Raw genomic sequence first — 21,884 nt, 5'->3', positions numbered from 1 at the left:
GCAAGGTGGTCTTGGTAAGGGGGCTCGGACTCACCACGGCCTGGTCGTGACCGTCTCGTGCCTCGTGGGAGGCGCTTTCGGCAAGGGCGGTGGCGAGTGGGGGCTGCTGAGGTGGATTCGTTGGCCGCAGGTGTCACACGGGAGGCGCTTTTCGCACCTGTAGCAGGTGAAGGGCGCAGTGCCCTACAGGACGAGGTGCGGAGGTTGAGCGCGTGAAGCACGGACAACGCCAGGGCTGTCTTCTGGGAGGCAAAGCGGCGAAACATAGCCGACGATCGCCGGTTAGCCAAACCGGGCATTCTCCGGAACATGGAGGTCCGGAAGGGAAAGGAGGTCGGGAGTCTTGATGCAGGTCGGCGACGCGTGTGACTTCTTCCCGGTGGAGTGGCCGGGGTGGAGCCGTGGCATCGGCAGGTCCCGCTTGCGTCTGCGCGGTCCGTCGTGCGGGACGGCCGGGACGGTTGTTTCCCGTCCGATGGCTCGCGTCAGTGGTGTCGGCGTACCGGGGTGGCAAGGGCGGCTAGACCTGGGGATTGAGGCGCTTCCGGCTGGCGGGCTTGTCCGGGGCGGTGTCCGGTCCCGCTGCTGGGATGGGCAAGCCCTCAGAGGTGAACGGGCAAGCCGTGGGCAAGCTTTCGGGCAAGCCCCAGTGAGTTGGATCGGCACGTCAGCAAGGAACGGCACGACATGAACGGGGCGGGAATGAAGAAGCATGAGGCCGCGGAGATCGCGGCTCGCCTGACGACGATGGAACAGAAGGTTGCCCGGCTGGAGGAGCTGGCGCGTCGGGTCGGTGAGCGGAGGGCCGCTATGGCCTCTTCGGCTTCTCGGTGACCCCGGCGAGCTGCTGAAAGATGTTCAAGAGGCTGTCCAGTCGGGCGTCAATCGCGTTGAGGCGCTCGGACAGTTCGACGTATTCGGGTGTCGGCATGTGTCGGTCCGGCTCTTGGCTGCCCGCGTCGGCCTTCCTGCTGGTGCTGGCCGGCAGGGTGTCAACGACGAAGTTGCCCACACCCGGCCTGGAGTAGATCAGTCCCTCGTCGCGCAGAACGCGGAGGGCCGATCGAGCCGTCATGTTCGCGATCTCGTACTCGGCTTCGAGGTCGCGGGATGACGGGACGCGCTCGCCCGGCTTGATGCGGCCGGACCGGATCTGCTTGCGGATCTCGTCAGCAACCAGCTGGTAGGGCGGGGTGTGGGAGTCCCTCGGCAAAGTCATGTGTCGAGGGTAGCCCGCCTAGCACACCAACCGCACTAGGACGCCTAAACACGGGCTCCTGCACCCGCTGAGCTAGCTAGATCGCTGCACTAGGTGCGCTAGGTGCTTGACGGGGTTGGCGGAGGTAGTGCACTGTAGTGATCACGCCGCACCGAGCGGCATCGAATGAAAGGAAAATCCCCATGGCGCGCATCCGCGTTGGCTTCACCAGCACGACCCGCCACATGGTCGGCGTTCTGCCCACTCCGAAGTTCACCGACATGGAGAAGACCCAGCTCGCCACCGACCGCGAGACCGGTGAGCCGCTGTACACGGTCACCGTCTTCGCGATGGAGGACGGCGCCGCTGAGGCGATCAAGGTCACGGTCCCGAAGAGCGGTCTGCCGAACGGGCTGAACGTCGGGGCGTTCGTGCGGCCGCTGGACCTGTTCGCCACCCCGTGGGCGCGGGTCTTCAACGGTCAGCTTCAGGACGGCATCGCCTACCGGGCCTCGGGCCTGGAGGTGCTGGCCATGCCCGCGCCGACGGTCGCGGACGAGCCGTCCGAGATCGCCGCGTGACGGGCGCTGTCGGGTTCTGGTTCAGCGCTGAGCGGGCCTATCCGCTCGCTCACGCCGGACCGGACCCCCGGTTCAGCGAGGCCCTGATCAACTCCGTGGCCGCCGTTCTCGTCGGCTACGGCTACCCGCCCTTCGAGTCCCTGGAGGACTGGGAGGGCCTCGAATCGGCCCTCGCGGGCTATCTCTGCCAACGGAAGGAGACGACGTGACTGTGGGGGAGGTGACGGGCTACGCCCCGGTCGTGGTCGGAGCGGGCCTGGTCCTCATCGCCGTGTGGGCGGTCGTCTGGCTCGTCCGCTACGCGATGGCGGACACCGAGACGCGGGCCAGCATCCGGCAGGCGATACGGGTTCGCCGGACCTGGAAGCGGCTCGCGCCGATGGCGGGGCTGTCGGTCACGGACAAGACCCCGCCTGCGCTGGCCTCGCTGACGAACACCGACGGCAAGCTGCCCAGGCCACGGGTACTCATTTCCGCGTTGAAGGTGAAGCCCGACCGGTTCGGCGTCGTCGTCCGGGCGAACTGCCTGCCGAAGGTGGGTCTGGAGGAGTTCCAGAAGGCGGCCCCGTATCTGGCGGACGCCTGGCGGTGCACGCGGGTGTCGGTCGTCCAGGACAAGCCCGGACAGGTGCTGATCCGTGGTGTTCGCGTTGATCCGCTGCTGACGCCGACCACGCACGTCCCCTCCGGGCAGGCCCCGGAAAAGTTGGTGCGGTGGGAACTCGGCCTGGACGAGTACGCACAGCCGGTCGCCGTGAACCTGGCCGAGGTGCCCGGGGTGACCATGGCCGGCCTGCCCGGCTTCGGCAAGACCTCGACGGTCAACCGCTTCATCTGTGACTGCGCGCCCTCACCCGCCGTACAGATCGCCGTAGCCGATGGCAAGGTGTCCGCCGCGTACGAAGGCGACTACGCCGACCTGATCAGCCGGTTGTTCGCCTTCGTCGGTGACGACCTGGACGACGCAAACGCCCTGTTCAAGCGGCTCGTCAAGCTCCGCCGGGACCGGTCCGCCGCGATCAAGACCGTGCTCGGGCGCAAGGACATGTGGTACGTCGGCCCCTCGACCGCGTGGCCGTGGGTGGTGCTCATCATCGATGAGGCGCACACCTACTTCCGCGACCACAAGGGATCCGACAAGGAGTCCAAGCGCCTCGCTGCCCTGGCGGCCGAGAACACGAGGCTCGTGGAAGAGCTGGTCAGGAAGGGGCGCAGCGTCGGCATCCTTGTCATCCTCATCACGCAGAAGCCCACGGGCGATGCCATCCCCACGTCCATCCGGGACGTGTGCCCGGTCGGCATGTCCTTCGCGCAGAAGACGGCCGACGCGGCTGTGGCCGCCCTCGGGGACGACATCCGCGATTGGCCCGACGCCAATCCGACGACGTTGCAGGACCCCGCCTATGTCGGCGTCGCGGTCATGAACAGCCCTGGCAAGGCGGGCTTCACCCGCCTGCGTACCCCGTACGTCGATGAGGAGGACGCTGCCCGCATTGCGGCAGAGACCGCCCACCTCGCGGCCGACCCCGCAGACCTGCTCACTGCGCAGCTCCCGGCCGGAATCGACCTGACCAAGGACGACGACACGGACGACGGCGACGGCGTGCCGCTCGCTGCCTGACCCCGCCCTCGCTCGCCGCTACGCATCGTTGGAAGGAGGTGAACCCCCTATGTCTGAGGACCGGATCACCCAGCGCACCGTGACCGTGGTCATGGGCGTCATTGCCGCTCTGGCCTTCGTCTTCTCCTTCGGCAACGTCTGGGCCCTCGCCCTGCGGCTCGGCATTCCCGAGCCCATCGCGCCGCTGATCGCTCCGATGGTGGACCTGTCCGTGGTCGGACTCCTGGTGGCCCTGCGCTACCTCTCGCTGCGCGGTGTCCCGCCAGAGCAGATGAAGGCCGCTACCCGGCTGATGCACTTCTCCGGCCTGCTGACCCTGGCCCTCAACATCGCCGAGCCCCTGGCCGCCGGCCACTACGGCCGCGCTGCCGTGGACGCCGTGGCCCCGTTGCTCCTCCTCGGCTGGGGAGCCGTCGGCCCCCAGCTCCTCCGGGCCTTCCACGCTATCGGCACCCCCGCGCCCGTCCCCGTCGTCACGGAGCCGAGACCGGAACCCCGGCCCGTTCCCGCGCCGGTCGTCCCGGCTGAGGAAGACGAGCCTGCCGCCATCCCGGCCCCTGCCGATCCGGCCCCCGTGCCCGTGCCCGTGCCCGAGCCCGCACCCGTGACGGCCCCGCCCGTGCCCGCCCCGGCCCTGGTGCCTGCGGTCAAGGTGCCCGAGCCGCTGCTGAACGAAGCGCGCTCGATCGCGGACGCCCACCGCGTCCAGCACGGCGAGCCCATCACCACCGCTCAGCTCAAGGCGCGGCTCGGCGTCGGCCTGCCCATGGCCACCGCCCTGCACTCGGCCCTGACGGCCTGACCTTCCCGCCGGCCTTCCGGCTCCCCTCCCGCACCCGGCCCCCCAAGGGGCTCGGTCCGCCATGCCCCGAGCAGCCCGCGCATCCGTCGGCCTGCTCGGGGCCCCAGACCAGCACGAAGGGAGAACCCGCCCCATGAAGCACCCCCTGGACCTGCGCCACGTCGTCAGCCCCGCCCTGCGGGACCTGATCGAGCTGGCCAACCTCGACGACTTCGACCGCGTGACGGAGCAGGTCCGCAACGTCCGCGGTTGCACCCGCCCGGTCAACCTCGTCGGCCACACCGCCACCCTTGATGCCGCCACCCGTTCCGTGGTCCGTGCCTACTCCACCGCCGATGAACCCACCGGACGCCTCCTCACCACCTGCGGCAACCGCCGCGCCTCCCGCTGCCCGGCCTGCTCCCGCGTCTACGCCGCAGACACGTACCACCTGATCAAGGCGGGGCTCTCCGGCGGCAAGACCGTCGCCGAAGACGTCCGCACCCACCCCCGCGTCTTCGCCACGCTCACCGCGCCTTCCTTCGGGCCGGTCCACAACCGCCCCACCACTCCCTCGGGCAAGCCCCTGGACTGCCGCTGCGGCCGGCACCACGCCGAGGACGACCCTGCCCTTGGCACTCCGCTCGCTCCAGCCTCGTACGACTACACCGGCGCCGTGCTCTGGAACGCACATGCCGGGGCGCTCTGGGCGCGCTTCACCATCTACCTCCGGCGCGAGCTCGCCGCCCAACTCGGCATCACACAGAAGGAGTTGAAGGCAGATCTGCGCGTCTCCTTCGCCAAGGTCGCCGAGTACCAGAAGCGCGGCCTGGTCCACTTCCACGCCGTGATCCGCCTCGACGGCCCTGACGGACACACCACCGCACCCCCGCCCTGGGCCACCCTCGACGCCCTGGACCACGCCGTCCGCGCCGCTGCCCGACGCGCTCAGCTCACCATCGAGTCGGACGCCGTGGGCGAACGCGTCATCGCTTGGGGCGACCGCATCGACGTCCGCGAGATCAAAGCCCTGGGAGACGGCGAGCTCACCGACCAGAAGGTTGCGGCCTACGTCGCCAAGTACGCCACCAAGAGTGCCGAGGGCTCCGGCACGGTTGACCGCACCCTTGTCTGCCGCGCCTGCGCCGGACGCGGATACACCAGCGGTCCGGACGGCTTCCGCGACCTGTGCGACGACTGCGATGGCACCGGACAGGCCGAGCCCCTGCGCGACCTTCAAGTGCAGCAGCACGTAAGGCAGATGATCCGCACCGCCTGGGCGCTCGGCCACCTGCCTGAATTCGCGGACCTCAAGCTCTGGAAGTGGGCCCACATGCTCGGCTTTCGGGGCCACTTCTCCACCAAGTCTCGCGCCTACTCGACCACCCTCGGCGCGCTCCGCGACGTACGCCGCGCCTGGCGCACTGCCCAGGCTGAGACAGCCCGCGCCCGCGCCGGCCACCCATCCCCCGACGAGAACACCACCCTCGTCACCGAGTCCTCCTGGGCCTACCTCGCCTCCGGCTACCGCCCAGGCGAGGAACTCCTCGCCAACCAGGTCCGCCACGACCTCGCCCATGCCGAACGCCTCAAGACAGAAGGGAACCCCTGGCAGTGATCACGGTCGTCGAGAAGCCGGTTCGTTCCCTGGCGGACGAGGCCAGGGAACGGTGGATCCGGAAGTGCGTGGACGAGGCCCCGCCGCTGAGTGACGCCCAGCTCAAGAGCATCGGCACGGTGCTGGGCATCCGCCTCACTCGGAAGTACGCCACACAGGCTTGAGTAGCTCGTAGTCGAACGCCTTGTTCCCTTTGCCGCCAGGGACGGCCACAACGGCTACGAGCGCATCCTTTATGGCCTTGCGCTTCTGCGTCAGCGTCTTGCCCTGGAATGACGCAGCGATGTCGCCCTCTGCCGCCTCGGCCTCCGCCTTCAACGCCTCGTGCTTTGCCTGGTCGGTCCGCAACTCCTTGACGCGGCGCTCGATCACCGGAAGGTTCCGGAAGAACGCCTCGTCGTCGATGTCGGTGTCTTCGTCGTCGTGCCACCGCCGCTCCAGCTCCTTGCGGCTGCGCAGGGCACGTTCCAGGGCGTCGGCCTTGTCCCAGTCGGGTACGTCGCGTGACCTGCTGGCCGCGTCCTTCTCCAGCTTGGCGATGACCACGTCCACCACGAACCGGTCGGTCTCGTCGCCTCGCTTGTACGTCTTGTTGCAGCCTCCGTCGACGGTCTTCTTGCACATGTAGGCGTGCTTGTACTTCAACCAGTCGTTCGCCTTGATGCCGATCATCTTGTTGTTGCAGACGGTCCCGTCCTCCGACACGTTGCCGCACCGGAGGATGCCGGTCAGCAGGTACTTGTGGACCAGACCGCCCGTCGGTACGCCGGACCCTCGTCCCCGCTCGCGGATGACCGTGGTCACGGCGTACCAGTCCTTGGGAGTGACGATCGCCTCCCACGTGCCGACCACCGGCTTGTCGTCCCCGTCGCGGACAAGCTCACCCTTGATTTCCCGGTAGCCGCAGAGTCGCGGGTTCATCAGTACCTGCTTGACGGTCTGGTACTGGAAGGGGTTGCCCCGGCTCGTGATGAACCCGGCAGCCTTCCACTGCCGGGTGATCTCGGAGATGGACGCCCCCGCGATCACGTCCTTGACGGCCTGGCGGACGGCGTCCGCCTCCTGCGGGCGAAGGGTGATCTTGTCGTCCTCCCAGCCGAACGGTCGCCACGCGGAGACGGCCAGACCGCGAATCGCGCGGTTGCGGTGACTGTTGCGTGAGCGGCGCTGCTTCTTCCTCGTCTCGCTGAGCGACATGGCCACGCCGACGAGGCCCTTGATCTCGAACCCCTCGGCGTAGAGGTCCTGCATGCCGTTCGAGTCGTGGTAGACGCGGCCTTCGTGTGCCGTGAACGCCTTCAGGTACCGCTCCCAGTCGCTCGGTCGACGGTAGAGGCGGTCATCGTTCACGGCCATCACGCCATGGATGGGGTAGCCCTCGGGTGTGTGGCCGGCCTTCAGATCGCTTATGAGCTGCTCGAAGTCGTCGCGGACGACGTTCTCCTTGCTCGCGCTCTTGTCGTTGTCGGTGTACCGGTAGACCACCAACCAGTTGAACGCGCGGGCATGCTCGCCCATCTCGCGGTGCTGGTCCTCGATGCCGTGGGCGTCCTTGACCCGTCCGTCGAACGAGATGCGCGCGTAGCAGACGACGCATTTGAGCGTCGGGTCCGCGGCGAGCATGGCCCGAACCTCGTCCACGGATGGCGTGCCTTCGGGCACCCCTCGCAACCTGCTGACGAGCTCTTCGCGCTTCTCCATGGGCGGCCCCCCTCGGGTCTCATGCGGCTGTCTGTCCACGACCCTAGACCATATGGATACTCTGCTAATGCTCTGTTCGATGAAGATCTCCCAGGACATCCGTCGTGAACACGGCGGTTCCCAGGCGGAGATCGACGCGGGCATGGCGGAGAAGTCCAAGGAGTTCGCGGCGGCCGGCAACCGGGTCTATCTGCCGATCGCGGACTGACGCGGGACGCGCACAACGGGACGCGGTCCCGAGAGGTCAGGACTTCTCGGGACGGCGTCCGTCGTCGGTACGGGCCCGGTGCCCGGACCCGGTCAGTCCAGCTCGTGCTCGGGGCCGCCGAAGTCGGGGCTGGTGAAGTCCGGGCTGGTGAATGTCGGGCGGGGGCCCGCCGCCGGGCCGTCGTCCGGGCTGGTGAAGTCCGGCCGGCTGTAGCCGATCTTCGGGATGCGGTTCGCCGAACGATGCGGTGTGCGCGACGCGGGGCCGGCGTCGGGGTCGGCGAGCGCGTCCCGCAGGAACGGCAGTATGCCGCGCTCCAGCAGTGCGTGGCGCCATGCCTCTCTGGCGCGCGCCACATCCTCCGGCAACTCGTTCTCGGCATCCTCGGCGGGCTGAGACGTCGACCCGTTGCGCAGCGCGGTGATGAGCAGTCCGACGGCGGCGGCCAGGATGGCGGCGGCCATGACCGCCGCGAAGAACCAGCCCGCGGCGACCATGGTGGAGGCGAAGGACGGCGGCGGATTGAGCAGCCTCAGCAGATAGCCGGACAGCAGGAATATGAACGCGGCGGTGCCGGCCAGCACGGGCGCCAGGACCGTGACGACGGCTCCTATGCCGGCGCCCGACTGGTTCGGGCCGTCAGTGCCGGACCCGGGGCCCGAATCATGGCCCGCTCCTTCGGCCGGTCCGCGCAGCTCTTCGCGGGACTTCACGTAGTGCTCGTACTCGGTGGCGGCCGTCGCGGTGATCAGCGCCGTGGCGTCCAGCGCCATGGTGCGCAGCTGCACGGCGTTGAGCCGTTTGCCGACCGCGGCCAGATCCGGTCGTTCATGGGCGTGACGCAGTGCGTCGTCGAGGATCCGCTCGTACTCGGGGCGGTCCTCGGTCAGCAGGTGCGGAGCGCTGTTCATGTGCATCCCCCGATGCTCCGTAGGGCCTGAGTACCCGCTTGGACCGGGCAGTTGGGCGGAAACGGAGGAGAGCCTGCTACTGATACGCCGATGGTAGAGCGCCCACGGCACGGGGTGACAGGGGGTTTCCGAAAATCGGCCCAGCGGTCTGCGTGGTCAGGTCGTGGATGCGTCTTCCCAGAAGAACGTCAGTCATGCAGGGGCAGTTGGACGACCAGTAGCTTTCCGGCCATGGTCACTCCACCGTCCATGGCGATGGCGAGCCCGTCCGCGTACACGTGCGGGCCTTCGACCACGGGGCCGGAGCCGTCCTCGCCGTCCTCCGAGCCGACCTCGCCGAGAAGGTACGGAATGGGGCTGTGACCATGGACGATGCGCTGACCGCCGTAGGCAGACATCAGCTCCCGGACGGCCTGCGGCCCCGCCTCGTCGCGGAAGGCGAACCGCTTGGTGAGCTTCCGGAAGAGATCCCAGCACTCATCGGCGTCGTTACGCGTGAGAATGGCGTGCACGGTGTCGTTGACGTCCTCGATGGTGGCGCCGTAGTCGAGGTACGCCGTCGTGTCGGAGTGCATCAGCAGATGCCCGTCCTCCTCGACGATCGCGTCGAGTCGTGACATCCACTGGAGGTGGACGTCCTGAAGACGCTCCATGTCGTTCTTCTGGCCGCCGTTGAGCAGCCAGGCGGCCTGGAAGGTGGCTGTACCCGCGCCGGAGTTCACCGGGGTGTCACCGAACCGCTTGGCGCCGATGAGCAGCAGTTCGTGATTGCCCATCAGGGCCTTGCAGTAGCCGCCCGCGGCCGCGGCCTCGGCGGAGAGGCGCATCACGAGGTCGATGACACCGATGCCGTCGGGGCCCCGGTCGGTGAAGTCGCCGAGGAACCAGAGCCGGGCATTGCCCGCGGACCAGTTGCCCTCGGCGTCGATGAGGCCCTGTTCGGCGAGGGCGGCGTGGAGTTCGTCCAGATAGCCGTGGACATCGCCGACGACGTACAGCGGCCCGAGCCCCGGCTCCGGTAGGGGCCGCGGGTCGGGGACGGCCCGCACCTGGACCGTGTCACCGCGGTTGATCACGGGAAGGTCGCGCGCGGTGGGTGTGTACCCCTCCGGCGGCTCGTCTCCCGGAACGGCATTGCCCGGGTGCGGCGGTGAAGGCGGCACCGGAGTTTGTGCATAGGGCGGTACGCGGAAGTCACGCAACGTCGCAGTCCGCACCACGGGTTCCTGACCGGCCCCCTGTGTCATCGACCCCTCCACCACCGTCGCGCCGCCGTACACCTGACGGGCCCGGCTGGTCGGGGCGGTCCGCGGTGTCGTGCGCCCATCATAGGAATGCGGATCGTGCTGTGTGACGCACCAGGGGTGGTGAATCCGGGCGCACATCAGGTTCACCGGCCGTTTGGTCCGAAATCGCCTGATCAATCCCCGGCGGGAGAGCGCGGTGCGCTGACCGTGGTGCGGGGCGGACGGCGTTGCGAGGACGTCCGGACGATGAGCTCTGTCGGTATGACCTGCTCCACCGGTCCGTCGTGTTTCACACCTTCGATGGCATCGATCAGGAGCTGGACGACCGCCGTGCCGATTCTGCGCGGCTTGAGCGAGAGCGTGGTGATGGGGGGCTCGGTCGTCGCGTACACGGTGGACTCGCTGCAGCAGACCAGCAGGAGGTCCTCCGGGACGCGCAGACCGTACCGGCGGGCGGCCGCCAGCAGATCGGTGCCATTGGGGTCGAAGAGCCCGTAGACGGCGTCGGGCCTGTCCGGGCGGGCGAGCAGCCGGTCGGCGGCGACCGCACCCGCGCACGGGTCGTGGGCGGGGTACGACTCGTACACCGGGGCCTGTCCCACGCGCTCGCACCAATGGAGGTACGCGGTGGTGGAGAGGCGGGTGTATGTGTCGGTGGTGGTGCCGGTGAGCAGGCCGATGCGGCGGGCCCCGGCGGCGGCGAGATGGTCGAGGAGGTCGAGCACGGCGGCCCGGTGGTCGTTGTCGACCCAGGCGGTGACCGGGAGGGTTCCGGCCGGCCGGCCGTCCGAGACGACGGGCAGCCCCTGGCGTACGAGCTCCGTGACGACCGGGTCCTGGTCGGAGGGGTCGATCACGACGGTGCCGTCGAGAGCGACGTTCGACCAGACGTCGTGGCGTGAGGTGGCGGGCAGGATGACGAGGGCGTAGCCGCGGGCGAGCGCGGCGGAGGTGGCCGCTCTGGCCATCTCGGCGAAGTAGGCGAATTCGGTGAAGGTGAAAGGTTCGTCCCCGTAGGTCGTCACGGTCAGGCCGATGAGGCCGGACTTGCCGGTACGGAGGGTTCGGGCCGCGGCGGAAGGGCGGTAGCCCAGGCGCTCTGCGACCTCGCGGACATGGCGGCGGGTGGCGTCCGGGAGCCTGCCCTTGCCGTTGAGCGCGTCGGAGACGGTCGTGATGGAGACCCCGGCGGCGGCGGCCACATCCCGGATCCCTGCTCGTCCCTGTCGGCCGCCGCGCCGGGGTGTCTCCGCCCGGCTCACCTGGTGCTTCCCTGCTGCTGTCATGGCGAGCCGATAGTAGGGCGCGGACGGGAGGTTGGCCCGGTCGCATATTCACTTGTTGACAGGCACGTTTCTGCATGATCAATAAGTGTCAAATGCCTTGCAAGTCAAGGGTGTTGGCGGCATTGGTCGCAATGTGTCATGCATCGAACCCGATGGGCCTACTGGATGGCCGATGTCTCGAAGAGGTCTCATCTCACCTCTTCGAGGGACGCGCGCCACGGAGTGAGCCACCGGCGCACGTAAAGGAGGGAAACGCTCCCCCCATTCCCGGTCGCACCGGACGATTGGACGTTCCGGCCATTCGCAGCAGCGCCCAATCCTCATAAGGTGAGCAGTATTGATGTGTACAGACGGTCGAGGAGGACCTGCGGTGAGCGAGACGAGCCCCAAGCTGCGCGCCGAGCTGGACGGCGTTCCCGCCTATGTACCGGGCAAGCCGGCTGCCGCGGGCGGACCGGTTGCGTTCAAGCTGTCCTCCAACGAGAACCCGTATCCGCCGCTGGCCGGGGTGATGGAGTCCGCCCTGGCCGCGGCTGCGAACTTCAACCGCTATCCCGACATGGCCTGCACCGGTCTGATGAACGAGCTGGCCGACCGTTTCGGTGTGCCCGTCTCGCACCTCGCCACCGGAACCGGCTCCGTCGGTGTGGCGCAGCAGCTGCTCCAGGCCACCTCGGGCCCGGGTGACGAGGTCATCTACGCCTGGCGCTCCTTCGAGGCGTACCCGATCATCACGCAGGTCAGCGGTGCGACCTCGGTGAAGGTTCCGCTGACCGACGGTGAGGTGCACGACCTCGACGCGATGGCGGACGCGATCACGGACCGCACCCGGATGATCTTCGTCTGCAACCCGAACAACCCGACCGGCACCGTGGTGCGCCGGGCTGGGCTGGAGCGGTTCCTGGACCGGGTGCCGGGCGATGTCCTGGTGGTGCTCGACGAGGCGTACAGGGAGTTCATCCGCGACGTCGAGGTGCCTGACGGCATCGAGATCTACCGGGACCGGCCCAATGTGGCGGTGCTGCGGACGTTCTCCAAGGCGTACGGCCTGGCCGGTCTGCGGGTCGGTTTCGCCGTGGCTCACGAGCCGGTGGCGGCCGCGCTGCGCAAGACGGCGGTGCCCTTCGGGGTCAGCCAGCTCGCGCAGGACGCGGCGGTGGCCTCGCTGCGCGCCGAGGACGAACTTCTGGGGAGGGTCGGCTCCTTGGTGTGCGAGCGCGAGCGGGTGCAGCGGACGCTGGTGGACCAGGGGTGGACCGTGCCGGAGTCCCAGGCGAACTTCGTCTGGCTGCGGCTCGGGGACCGTACTGCCGACTTCGCCGCGGTGTGCGAGCGGGCCGGCGTGGTGGTCAGGCCGTTCGCGGGCGAGGGTGTGCGGGTCTCGATCGGGGAGGACGAGGCGAACGATCTGTTCCTGAAGGTGACGGAGTCGTACCGCAAGGAGCTGTAGAGCGGCGCAGGCCGCCTGCGCACACCGGAAGGCCCAGGGCCCCGTACCTCGTTCGCCGAGGTGCGGGGCCTTTGCGTTCGAGGACTGCGAGGTGCCCGGAACGCGGTGCTTCCGTGTGTCTGCTTCGGGGGGATTGATCGAAACATCCCAAGAGGGGTACCCCGCCCGAACGTCCCGAAAGTCTGTGCGCGATAATTGTTTGTGAATGTGAACGCGTTCACAAGCGTGTCCTGCTTCCTCCCATGATTAGTCGGATTAAAAGGGCAAACTGCCGGTGTGGCTACGGCGACTTAAGGAGAAGACGACGTGGAGCTAGCTCTGGCGCCGGAAACACTGGCGCGATGGCAGTTCGGTATCACCACCGTCTACCACTTCCTGTTCGTCCCCCTGACGATCTCTCTCGCCGCGCTCACCGCCGGCCTGCAGACCGCCTGGGTGCGGACGAACAACGAGAAGTACCTCAGAGCGACGAAATTCTGGGGCAAGCTCTTCCTGATCAACATCGCCATGGGTGTCGTCACCGGCATTGTCCAGGAGTTCCAGTTCGGTATGAACTGGTCCGACTACTCACGGTTCGTCGGCGACATCTTCGGTGCCCCGCTCGCGTTCGAGGCGCTGATCGCCTTCTTCTTCGAGTCCACGTTCATCGGACTGTGGATCTTCGGCTGGGACAAGCTGCCGAAGAAGATCCACCTCGCCTGCATCTGGATGGTCTCCATCGGGACCCTCCTGTCCGCGTACTTCATCCTCGCGGCCAACTCCTGGATGCAGCACCCGGTCGGCTACAAGATCAACGAGGAGCGCGGCAGGGCCGAGCTCACCGACTTCTGGCAGGTGCTCACCCAGAACACCGCGGTCGCCCAGTTCTTCCACACCATCACCGCCGCCTTCCTCGTCGGAGGCGCGTTCATGGTCGGCATCGCCGCCTTCCACCTGGCGCGCAAGAAGCACATCCCGGTGATGCGGACCTCGCTGCGGCTCGGGCTCGTCACGGTGGTCATCGCCGGACTCCTCACCGCCATCAGCGGTGACCAGCTCGGCAAGGTCATGTTCAAGCAGCAGCCGATGAAGATGGCCGCCGCCGAGGCGCTCTGGGAGGGGCAGAACTCAGCGCCCTTCTCGCTCTTCGCGGTCGGCGATGTGGCCAAGGGCCACAACACCGTGGAGATCTCCATCCCGGGGATACTGTCCTTCCTCGCGGACGGCGACTTCACCTCGTACGTCCCCGGCATCAACGACATCAACAAGGCCGAGCAGGAGAAGTACGGCCCCGGCGACTACCGGCCCAACATTCCGGTCGCCTTCTGGAGCTTCCGCTGGATGATCGGCTTCGGGATGGCATCCTTCGCCCTCGGCATCCTTGGACTGTGGCTGACGAGAAGGAAGTTCATGCTGCCGCCGGGCATGCGGACCGGTGAGGACGAAGTGCCCCATCTGGTCCTCTTCAAGAACAAGGCCCTCAGCCCGAAGCTCACCAAGTGCTACTGGATCGTCGCGCTCTGGACGCTGCTCTTCCCGCTGATCGCCAACTCCTGGGGCTGGATCTTCACCGAGATGGGCCGTCAGCCCTGGGTCGTCTACGGCGTGCTCGAGACCCGCGACGCGGTCTCCCCCGGCGTCTCGCAGGCCGAGGTGCTCACCTCGATGATCGGCTTCACTCTGCTCTACGCCGCGCTCGCGGTGATCGAGGTCAAGTTGCTCGTGAAGTACATCAAGGCTGGACCGCCGGAGCTCACGGAGGACGACCTCAACCCGCCCACCAAGATCGGCGGCGACCATGATGACGCCGACCGGCCGATGGCCTTCTCCTACTGAGAGCAGAGGAGCTGAGAGATGGAACTCCACGACGTCTGGTTCGTACTCATCGCCGTCCTCTGGACCGGCTACTTCTTCCTGGAAGGATTCGACTTCGGGATCGGTGTCCTCACCAAGCTGCTGGCCCGCGACCGCAAGGAGCGGCGGGTTCTGATCAATACGATCGGGCCCGTCTGGGACGGCAACGAAGTGTGGCTGCTCACCGCGGGCGGTGCGACCTTCGCCGCCTTCCCCGAGTGGTACGCCACCCTGTTCTCCGGCTTCTACCTGCCGCTGCTGATCATCCTGGTCTGCCTGATCGTGCGAGGTGTCGCCTTCGAGTACCGGTCGAAGCGTCCCGAGGAGAAGTGGCAGACCAACTGGGAACATGCGATCTTCTGGACCTCACTGATCCCGGCCCTGCTCTGGGGCGTGGCCTTCGGGAACATCGTGCGCGGCGTGAAGATCGACGCCGACATGGAGTACGTGGGCACCTTCTGGGACCTGCTCAACCCGTACGCCATCCTCGGCGGACTGGTCACGCTCACCCTCTTCACCTTCCACGGTGCCGTGTTCGCGGGGCTCAAGACCGTCGGGGACATCCGGGAGCGGGCGCGCAAGCTGGCGCTGAAGCTCGGGCCGGTCACCGCGGTGCTCGCACTCGGCTTCCTGATCTGGACCCAGATCGACAACGGCGACGGCTGGAGCCTGCTGGCGTTGATCATCGCCGTGGTGGCACTGGTCGGTGCGATCGGCGCGATCGCGGCGGGACGTGAGGGCTGGTCGTTCGCGCTCTCCGGCGTGACCATCGTGGCCGCGGTCGCGATGCTCTTCCTGACGCTCTTCCCGAACGTCATGCCGTCCTCGCTGAACGACGCCTGGAGCCTCACGGTCACCAACGCCTCGTCCACCCCGTACACGCTGAAGATCATGACCTGGTGCGCGGGGATCGCCACCCCGGTCGTCCTGCTCTACCAGGGCTGGACGTACTGGGTGTTCCGTAAGCGCATCGGTACGCAGCACATCGCCGAAGCGCACTGAACGCACCTGGGGCCTGCCCGATTTTGATCCGCCGGACAGGCCCTGGTCCGCCGACCGAGCTCACTGGGAGCTGTTTCACGTGAAACCGATCGACCCGCGCCTGCTCCGCTACGCCCGCGCCACCCGCCTCTTCCTGGCAGCCGTGGTGGCACTCGGAGTTGTCGGGGCGGCGCTGGTCATCGCCCAGGCCATGCTCATCGCCGAAGTGGTGGTGGGCGGGTTCGAGGACGGACTGACCGTCTCCGGGCTGCGGACTCCGCTGATCATGCTCGCGGCCGTCGCGCTCGGCCGAGGGCTGGTCTCGTGGCTGACCGAACTGGCCGCGTACCGGGCCAGCGCGGCGGTCAAGTCCGAACTCCGCGGCCGGCTGCTGGAGCGGGCTGCGGCGCTCGGGCCCGGCTGGCTGAGCGGGCAGCGCACCGGCTCCCTGGTGGCGCTCGCCACCCGTGGTGTCGATGCCCTCGACGACTACTTCGCGCGTTATCTGCCGCAGCTCGGACTCGCGGTGGTCGTCCCGGTGGCGGTCCTTGCCAGGGTCGTCACCGAGGACTGGGTCTCGGCAGCGATCATCGTGGTCACGCTGCCGCTCATCCCGCTCTTCATGATCCTGATCGGCTGGGCCACCCAGTCGCGTATGGACCGCCAGTGGCGGCTGTTGTCCCGGCTCTCCGGGCACTTCCTCGACGTGGTCGCCGGACTGCCGACGCTGAAGGTCTTCGGCCGGGCCAAGGCCCAGGCCGAATCCATCCGCACCATCACCTCGCAGTACCGGCGGGCCACGCTGCGGACCCTGCGGATCGCGTTCCTGTCGTCCTTCGCCCTGGAGCTGCTGGCGACCCTGTCGGTGGCCCTCGTCGCCGTCACCATCGGCATGAGGCTCGTGTACGGCGAACTCGACCTCTACACCGGCCTGGTGGTGCTGATCCTGGCGCCCGAGGCCTATCTGCCGATCCGCCAGGTCGGCGCCCAGTACCACGCGGCCGCCGAGGGGCTCTCGGCCGCGGAGGAGATCTTCTCGGTCCTGGAGACCGAGCCCCGGCCGGGCGGCACGGCGGACATCCCGGAGTCGCTGCGGCTGGAGCTGGAGGGGGTGACCGTACGGCACGACGGCCGTACCGGACCTTCGCTGGACGGGGCCTCATTGGTGGTGGACGAGGGGGAGACCGTTGCCCTGGTCGGCCCGAGCGGCGTCGGGAAGTCCACCCTGCTCGATGTGGTGCTGGGATTCACGGCACCCGATGAGGGGCGGGTGCGGGTAGGCGGCGTCGATCTGGCGACGCTGGCGCCCGAGCGCTGGCGGGAACGGATCGCCTGGGTGCCGCAGCGCCCGTATCTCTTCGCGGGCACGATCGCGGAGAACGTACGGCTGGCCCGGCCGGACGCGGACGACGGCGCGGTGACGGCGGCGCTGCGGGACGCGGGGGCGTACGACTTCGTGGCCGAACTGCCGGACGGCGCGCGGACGCTCCTCGGCGAGGACGGTGCGGGCCTCTCCGCCGGCCAGCGCCAGCGCCTCGCACTCGCGCGGGCTTTCCTCGCCGACCGGCCGCTGCTGCTGCTCGACGAGCCGACCGCGAGCCTGGACGGCGAGACGGAAGCGGGCATTGTCGAGGCGGTCCGGAGGCTGGCGGCGGGGCGGACCGTGCTGCTGGTCGTGCACCGCCCGGCGCTCCTCTCGGTGGCCGACCGGGTCGTGACACTGGAACCGGGTGTGACACCGCGGTCGGAGCAACCCGAGGCATCCGCCGCGGTGCCGCGGCGGACCGGCGCACCCGCCGACGAGAGTGACGTGGTGCCGGAGCCCGGGGTGCTGCGGGACACCGCGGCCCGCTCCGGGCGCGTCCTGGCCCGCGTCAGGGAGGCCGCAGGGGCACAGCGCGGACGGCTCGCACTTGCGCTGCTGCTGGGAAGCCTCGCCGTGGGCTCGGCCGTCGGGCTCATGGCCGTCTCCGGCTGGCTGATTTCCCGCGCCTCCGAGCAGCCCCCGGTCCTCTATCTGATGGTCGCCGTGACCGCGACCCGTGCCTTCGGTATCGGACGGGCCGTCTTCCGCTACGCCGAGCGCCTGGTGTCGCACGACGCGGTGCTCAAGATGCTTGCCGAGCTGCGCGTCGCGGTCTACCGAGGGCTGGAGCGCATCGCGCCGGCCGGTCTGCGCCGCACCCGGCGCGGGGACCTGCTCTCCCGGCTCGTCGCCGACGTCGACGCCCTGCAGGACTACTGGCTGCGCTGGCTGCTGCCCGCCTGGACCGCCGTCGTCGTGGGGGCGGCGACCGCCGGATTCATCGGCTGGCTACTGCCTGCGGCAGGCGTGGTGCTGGCCGCCGGACTGCTGCTGGCGGGAGTGGGAGTGCCGCTGGTCAGCGGCGCCTGCTCCCGCCGCGCGGAACGCCAACTGGCCCCCGCACGTGCCGATCTGGCCACCCGGATCACGGACCTGCTGGGTGGGACCGCCGAGCTGACCGTCGCGGGAGCCCTGCCCGCACGCTCGGAGCGGACCCGGGAGGCCGACGGCGTCCTGACCCGCATCGCCGCCCGCGCGGCAACCGCCACCGCACTCGGCAGCGGTCTCATCGCCCTGATCGGCGGCCTCACCGTCGTCGCCACCGCGCTCGTCGCCCTCCCCGCCGTGCACGACGGGCGGCTCGCGGGCGTAGAGCTCGCGGTGGTGGTGCTCACGCCGCTGGCCGCCTTCGAGGCCGTCACCGGACTGCCGCTCGCCGTGCAGTACCGGCAGCGGGTCAAGCGGAGTGCGGAGCGGGTGTACGAGGTGCTGGACGCCCCACTGCCCGTGCACGAACCCGACAGCCCGGCCGAGACACCCGGATCGCCCTTCCCGCTGGAGGTAAGGGGGCTGTCAGCCCGGTACGCGGGAGCGGAGCGGGATGCCCTGGACTCCGTCGACCTGAGGCTGACGGCCGGCCGGCGCATCGCCGTCGTCGGAGCCTCCGGCTCCGGGAAGACGACCCTCGCGCAGGTCCTGCTCCGCTTCCTGGACGCACGGGCGGGGACGTACCGGATCGGCGGTGTCGATGCCTCCGCACTGGAGGGGGACACGGTCCGGCAGTTCGTCGGGCTGTGCGCCCAGGACGCCCACGTCTTCGACAGTTCCATCCGGGAGAACCTGCTGCTGGCCCGTACCGGTGCGACGGACGAGGAACTGCGGGCCGCTCTCGCCCGGGCGCGGCTGCTCGACTGGGCCGAGGCACTGCCCGACGGGCTCGACACCCTCGTCGGCGAACACGGCGCACGCCTCTCCGGCGGACAGCGCCAGCGCCTCGCCCTGGCCCGGGCGATCCTCGCCGACTTTCCCGTACTTGTTCTGGACGAGCCCGCGGAACATCTCGACCTGGCGACCGCGGACGCCCTGACCGCGGACCTGCTGGCCGCCACCCGGGGGCGTACGACGGTACTGATCACCCACCGCCTCCAAGGGCTCGAAGCCGTCGACGAGGTGGTGGTGCTGGATGCCGGCCGGGTCGTGCAGCGGGGACCGTACGCCGGTCTCACCGCTGAGGAGGGGCCGCTGCGCCGGATGTTGGAGCGCGAGCGGGAGACGGTACGGGTGCCCGAGGAAGCCGCGGGCGTACGGGCATGAGCCGGGCGGCACGATAGCCGACTTTCCTCCCCAATAGGGACTAACTAGTCTCGAGGTATGCCAGAGCAGGACCCGAAGGACTCACTCGAAGCCGCGACACAGGCGACACGCAGCCTGCAGGGCCTGTCCACCGAACTCACCGCCCGTGTACCGCAGCTTCTGGAAGCCATGCGTTCCGTCGGCACAGGCCTCGAACTGCACTCCACCCTCGACCGGATCTGTGAGACGGCGGCGGAGCTCGCCCACTCCCGCTACGCCGCCATCGGCGTCGTCGACGAGGAGGGTGCGGGGCTCTCCGATTTCGTCACGTACGGAGTTTCGGACGAGGTGGCGCACGAGATCGGCCGCCGCCCCGACGGTCACCGGGGGCTGCTCGGTGCACTGATCCACGAACCGGTACCGGTGAGGCTCGCCGATCTGACGGCCGATCCGAGGTTCGCCGGATTCCCGCCCGGCCATCCCCCGATGCGGACTTTCCTCGGCGTCCCGATCCGGGTACAGGGAGAGATCTTCGGGAATCTCTATCTGGCCGAGAAGGACGACGGGGGCGAGTTCAACGACTACGACCTGCACATGGTGCGGGTGCTCGCCACGGAGGCCGGGATCGCCATCGGTAACGCCCGGCTGTACGAGGCGGCACGCCAGCGCGAGCGGTGGATCGACGGCTCGGTAGCCGTGACCACCGCCCTGCTGTCCGGCGGTGACGCCGATGACGCGCTCTCTGTCGTCGCCGAACAGGCCCGCCATCTTGCCGCGTCCGCCGCCGGGATCGTGCTGCTGCCGGCCGAGGAGGGCGGTCTGGAGATCGTCGCCGTCTCTGCGGACAACCCCTCTGCCCATCTGGGGGTGATCATCGGGCCGGAGAGCCCGGTGGTTACGAAGTTGCTGGACGGCGAGGCGGTCTTCGTGGACGACTCGGCCACCGATCCCCGCATGGTCACCACGCTTGCCCACCAGTTCGGCCCCAGCATGCTGCTGCCCCTGCACAGCGGTGGACGGGTGCTGGGTGCGCTCGCCACCCCTCGCGCCCGTGGTGAGAGGCCGTTCACGGAGACGGAACGGACCCTCGCCACCCAGTTCGCCTCGCAGGCAGCACTCGCGCTGATAATGGCCGAGGCGCAGCGGGACCGGGAGCGGCTCGCGGTGTACCAGGACCGCGACCGGATCGCCCGCGATCTGCACGACCTGGTCATCCAGCGGCTGTTCGCCACCGGGATGATGCTGGAGAGCGCCCAGCGCCGGTCGGTCGTGCCCGAGGTGCAGACGGGTGTCGGCCGGGCGGTCGACGAACTGGACGTGACCATCCAGGAGATCCGTACCGCGATCTTCGCACTGCAGCAGGAGCCGGCCGAGGCGCCGTCCGGGCTGCGCACCCGCGTCCTGCGCGAGATCAACATGGCGGCGGTTCCGCTGGGCTTCAAGCCCTCGCACCGCTTCCTCGGCCCGGTCGACTCGCTGGTCGGCGAGCTGACCGGCAAGAACCTGATCGCTGCGCTGCGGGAGGCGCTGTCCAATGCCTTCCGGCATGCCGAGGCGTCGTTGATCGACGTGGTCGTCGATGCGACCGCCACGCTGCCCGACGGGAGGGACGCGGTGCGGCTGTCGGTCGCCGACGACGGGGTGGGCATCCCGGAGGGCGGTCGGCGCAGCGGGCTGCGGAATCTGGCGCGCCGGGCGGAATCCCTCGGCGGTGCGAGTTGGTTCGGGCCCGGCATCGGGGAGGACGGGGGCGGCACGACGGTGGTGTGGGAGGCGCCGATCTGAGGGCGGTCGCGCACTCAGGGGCCCGGCCGGCGGGGACGCAGCCGGGCGCGGGCCTCAGCGTGCCGTGTCGGCTGAGCGGCGCTCGGCGAGGATCCGCTCGATGACAACCGCGACGCCGTCGTCGCCGTTGGTGGCGGTCCGGCCGGAGGCGGCGGCGATTGCGGCAGGGTGAGCGTTGCCCATCGCGTACGACGTGCCCGCCCAGCGCAGCATCTCCACGTCGTTGGGCATGTCGCCGAAGGCGACGACCTCGGCGGGCGAAATGCCGCGCTCGGCGCAGCAGAGCGCCAGGGTGCTGGCTTTGGAGACTCCGGGGCCGCTGACTTCCAGCAGGGCCGTGGGGCTGGACCGGGTGAAGGAGGCGTGGTGGCCGGCTGCCGTACGGGCCAGGGCGAGGAAGTCGTCCGGGGCCAGTTCGGCGTGGTGGGTGAGGAGCTTCAGCACGGGGGTGCCGGTACCCGGTGTCGCCTCGTGGAGCAGCTTCTCGGCGATGGCGACGGTGGCACCCGGGTCCAGATGGAAGGGCGGGTAGGCCGGTTCGTAGTGGATGCCGGTGGCCAGTTCGACGGCGAAGGAGGCGCCAGGGGCGGCGGCGCGCAGTGTGTGCACGACGTCGAGGGCGATGTCGCGCTCCAGCGGGCGGACCTTGACCAGCTTGCCATCCGCATGCAGATCCGCGACCGCGGCGCCGTTCGCGCAGATTGCCAGGCCGTGTCCGTGGACGTGATCGCTGACGACATCCATCCAGCGGGCCGGCCGTCCGGTGACGAAGAAGACCTCGATACCGGCCTCCTCGGCGGCGGCGAGCGCGGCGACCGTACGGTCCGAGACGGTCTTGTCGTCGCGCAGCAGGGTGCCGTCCAAGTCGGTGGCGATCAGCCGGGGAGCGGCAGGAGAAGGCGAGTCGGTAGCTGAGGTCACGCGCCCATTCTCGCGCACGAAGGCGCACGGGCGTGCAGAGGGGCGCACATATGAGGATGCGCGCCCCTGACCAGCGGAACATGCCTGGTGCATGTGCCCGCGGTTCCCGAGCGGTAGTGCCGGGCCGGTCGGCGCTCGTGGCCGTCCGGTCGGTGGTCGAGCCG

Annotated in this window: 18 protein-coding genes; 12 read left to right on the top strand and 6 right to left on the bottom strand. The window is 69.1% G+C overall.

Annotated features, from left to right (window positions below; translation table 11 throughout):
* Positions 1-808: 808 nt before the first annotated feature.
* Entirely contained in the window at positions 809-1,219 is a 411-nt protein-coding gene (locus OG953_RS21420) for a GntR family transcriptional regulator (RefSeq protein WP_405686184.1), read from the bottom strand.
* A 182-nt stretch (positions 1,220-1,401) separates the two neighbouring features.
* Between OG953_RS21420 and OG953_RS21415 the strand changes: the two genes are divergently transcribed.
* The 6 genes from OG953_RS21415 to OG953_RS21390 all read left to right on the top strand — a co-directional run bounded on the left by OG953_RS21415 (position 1,402) and on the right by OG953_RS21390 (position 5,963).
* On the top strand, positions 1,402-1,779 hold the full coding sequence (locus OG953_RS21415) for a hypothetical protein (RefSeq protein ID WP_405686182.1): 378 nt from the start codon (positions 1,402-1,404) through the stop codon (positions 1,777-1,779).
* Positions 1,776-1,988 carry a hypothetical protein gene (locus OG953_RS21410; protein WP_405686181.1) on the top strand — a complete coding sequence of 71 codons (213 nt, stop codon included), beginning with the start codon at positions 1,776-1,778 and terminating at the stop codon, positions 1,986-1,988. Before OG953_RS21415 ends, OG953_RS21410 begins: the two co-directional genes overlap by 4 nt.
* Positions 1,985-3,400 carry a cell division protein FtsK gene (locus OG953_RS21405; RefSeq protein WP_405686180.1) on the top strand — a complete coding sequence of 472 codons (1,416 nt, stop codon included), beginning with the start codon at positions 1,985-1,987 and terminating at the stop codon, positions 3,398-3,400. The genes OG953_RS21410 and OG953_RS21405 overlap by 4 nt, the downstream gene beginning before the upstream one ends.
* Positions 3,401-3,449: 49 nt before the next feature.
* Entirely contained in the window at positions 3,450-4,202 is a 753-nt protein-coding gene (locus OG953_RS21400; protein ID WP_405686179.1) for a DUF2637 domain-containing protein, read from the top strand.
* A gap of 133 nt (positions 4,203-4,335) precedes the next feature.
* Positions 4,336-5,799: a replication initiator gene (locus tag OG953_RS21395; RefSeq protein ID WP_405686178.1), complete on the top strand. Its 1,464-nt coding sequence runs from the start codon at positions 4,336-4,338 to the stop codon at positions 5,797-5,799.
* Positions 5,796-5,963, top strand: a complete 168-nt coding sequence (locus tag OG953_RS21390; protein ID WP_376274496.1) for a hypothetical protein — start codon at positions 5,796-5,798, stop codon at positions 5,961-5,963. Before OG953_RS21395 ends, OG953_RS21390 begins: the two co-directional genes overlap by 4 nt.
* On the opposite strand, the gene OG953_RS21385 is transcribed toward OG953_RS21390, so the two are convergent.
* Positions 5,935-7,500: a recombinase family protein gene (locus OG953_RS21385; RefSeq protein ID WP_405686176.1), complete on the bottom strand. Its 1,566-nt coding sequence runs from the start codon at positions 7,498-7,500 to the stop codon at positions 5,935-5,937. The two genes, OG953_RS21390 and OG953_RS21385, sit on opposite strands and share 29 nt — an antisense overlap.
* A gap of 52 nt (positions 7,501-7,552) precedes the next feature.
* Between OG953_RS21385 and OG953_RS21380 the strand changes: the two genes are divergently transcribed.
* A complete protein-coding gene (locus tag OG953_RS21380) occupies positions 7,553-7,708 on the top strand; it encodes a hypothetical protein (RefSeq protein ID WP_405692467.1) in 156 nt (51 codons plus the stop codon).
* Between the two features lie 92 nt (positions 7,709-7,800).
* Here OG953_RS21380 and OG953_RS21375 read toward each other — a convergent pair whose 3' ends face one another.
* From OG953_RS21375 to OG953_RS21365, 3 genes are all read right to left on the bottom strand, one after another.
* Positions 7,801-8,625: a hypothetical protein gene (locus OG953_RS21375; RefSeq protein WP_405686175.1), complete on the bottom strand. Its 825-nt coding sequence runs from the start codon at positions 8,623-8,625 to the stop codon at positions 7,801-7,803.
* A gap of 182 nt (positions 8,626-8,807) precedes the next feature.
* Positions 8,808-9,866 carry a metallophosphoesterase gene (locus OG953_RS21370; protein WP_405686173.1) on the bottom strand — a complete coding sequence of 353 codons (1,059 nt, stop codon included), beginning with the start codon at positions 9,864-9,866 and terminating at the stop codon, positions 8,808-8,810.
* Positions 9,867-10,039: 173 nt separating this feature from the next.
* Complete coding sequence (locus tag OG953_RS21365; protein WP_093895110.1) at positions 10,040-11,152, bottom strand: LacI family DNA-binding transcriptional regulator; 1,113 nt, start codon at positions 11,150-11,152, stop codon at positions 10,040-10,042.
* Positions 11,153-11,522: 370 nt separating this feature from the next.
* On the opposite strand from OG953_RS21365, the gene hisC reads away from it, so the two are divergent.
* The 5 genes from hisC to OG953_RS21340 all read left to right on the top strand — a co-directional run bounded on the left by hisC (position 11,523) and on the right by OG953_RS21340 (position 20,799).
* A complete protein-coding gene (gene hisC, locus OG953_RS21360) occupies positions 11,523-12,602 on the top strand; it encodes a histidinol-phosphate transaminase (RefSeq protein ID WP_405686171.1) in 1,080 nt (359 codons plus the stop codon).
* A 306-nt stretch (positions 12,603-12,908) separates the two neighbouring features.
* Entirely contained in the window at positions 12,909-14,417 is a 1,509-nt protein-coding gene (locus tag OG953_RS21355) for a cytochrome ubiquinol oxidase subunit I (RefSeq protein ID WP_405686169.1), read from the top strand.
* An 18-nt stretch (positions 14,418-14,435) separates the two neighbouring features.
* Entirely contained in the window at positions 14,436-15,437 is a 1,002-nt protein-coding gene (gene cydB, locus OG953_RS21350; protein ID WP_405686168.1) for a cytochrome d ubiquinol oxidase subunit II, read from the top strand.
* A gap of 79 nt (positions 15,438-15,516) precedes the next feature.
* Complete coding sequence (gene cydD, locus OG953_RS21345) at positions 15,517-19,035, top strand: thiol reductant ABC exporter subunit CydD (protein ID WP_405686166.1); 3,519 nt, start codon at positions 15,517-15,519, stop codon at positions 19,033-19,035.
* Between the two features lie 57 nt (positions 19,036-19,092).
* Positions 19,093-20,799 carry a GAF domain-containing sensor histidine kinase gene (locus tag OG953_RS21340; RefSeq protein ID WP_405686165.1) on the top strand — a complete coding sequence of 569 codons (1,707 nt, stop codon included), beginning with the start codon at positions 19,093-19,095 and terminating at the stop codon, positions 20,797-20,799.
* 54 nt (positions 20,800-20,853) lie between these two features.
* Here the strand turns inward: OG953_RS21340 and OG953_RS21335 are convergent, their stop codons facing one another.
* Positions 20,854-21,720 (bottom strand): Cof-type HAD-IIB family hydrolase, encoded by an 867-nt coding sequence (locus OG953_RS21335; protein WP_405686164.1) that lies wholly within the window; start codon positions 21,718-21,720, stop codon positions 20,854-20,856.
* Positions 21,721-21,884: the final 164 nt, after the last annotated feature.

The sequence above is a fragment of the Streptomyces sp. NBC_00057 genome (assembly GCF_045041165.1).
Classification (GTDB): Bacteria; Actinomycetota; Actinomycetes; order Streptomycetales; family Streptomycetaceae; genus Streptomyces.
This window is presented reverse-complemented; position numbering and strand designations above follow the sequence as displayed.

What these genes read in the sequence shown, in the direction of transcription:
- OG953_RS21420 (WP_405686184.1), bottom strand. Translation starts at nt 1,219, where the DNA reads ATGACTTTGCCGAGGGACTCCCACACCCCGCCCTACCAGCTGGTTGCT.
- OG953_RS21415 (WP_405686182.1), top strand. Translation starts at nt 1,402, where the DNA reads ATGGCGCGCATCCGCGTTGGCTTCACCAGCACGACCCGCCACATGGTC.
- OG953_RS21400 (WP_405686179.1), top strand. Translation starts at nt 3,450, where the DNA reads ATGTCTGAGGACCGGATCACCCAGCGCACCGTGACCGTGGTCATGGGC.
- OG953_RS21395 (WP_405686178.1), top strand. Translation starts at nt 4,336, where the DNA reads ATGAAGCACCCCCTGGACCTGCGCCACGTCGTCAGCCCCGCCCTGCGG.
- OG953_RS21385 (WP_405686176.1), bottom strand. Translation starts at nt 7,500, where the DNA reads ATGGAGAAGCGCGAAGAGCTCGTCAGCAGGTTGCGAGGGGTGCCCGAA.
- OG953_RS21380 (WP_405692467.1), top strand. Translation starts at nt 7,553, where the DNA reads ATGGATACTCTGCTAATGCTCTGTTCGATGAAGATCTCCCAGGACATC.
- OG953_RS21375 (WP_405686175.1), bottom strand. Translation starts at nt 8,625, where the DNA reads ATGCACATGAACAGCGCTCCGCACCTGCTGACCGAGGACCGCCCCGAG.
- OG953_RS21370 (WP_405686173.1), bottom strand. Translation starts at nt 9,866, where the DNA reads ATGACACAGGGGGCCGGTCAGGAACCCGTGGTGCGGACTGCGACGTTG.
- OG953_RS21365 (WP_093895110.1), bottom strand. Translation starts at nt 11,152, where the DNA reads ATGACAGCAGCAGGGAAGCACCAGGTGAGCCGGGCGGAGACACCCCGG.
- cydB (WP_405686168.1), top strand. Translation starts at nt 14,436, where the DNA reads ATGGAACTCCACGACGTCTGGTTCGTACTCATCGCCGTCCTCTGGACC.
- OG953_RS21340 (WP_405686165.1), top strand. Translation starts at nt 19,093, where the DNA reads ATGCCAGAGCAGGACCCGAAGGACTCACTCGAAGCCGCGACACAGGCG.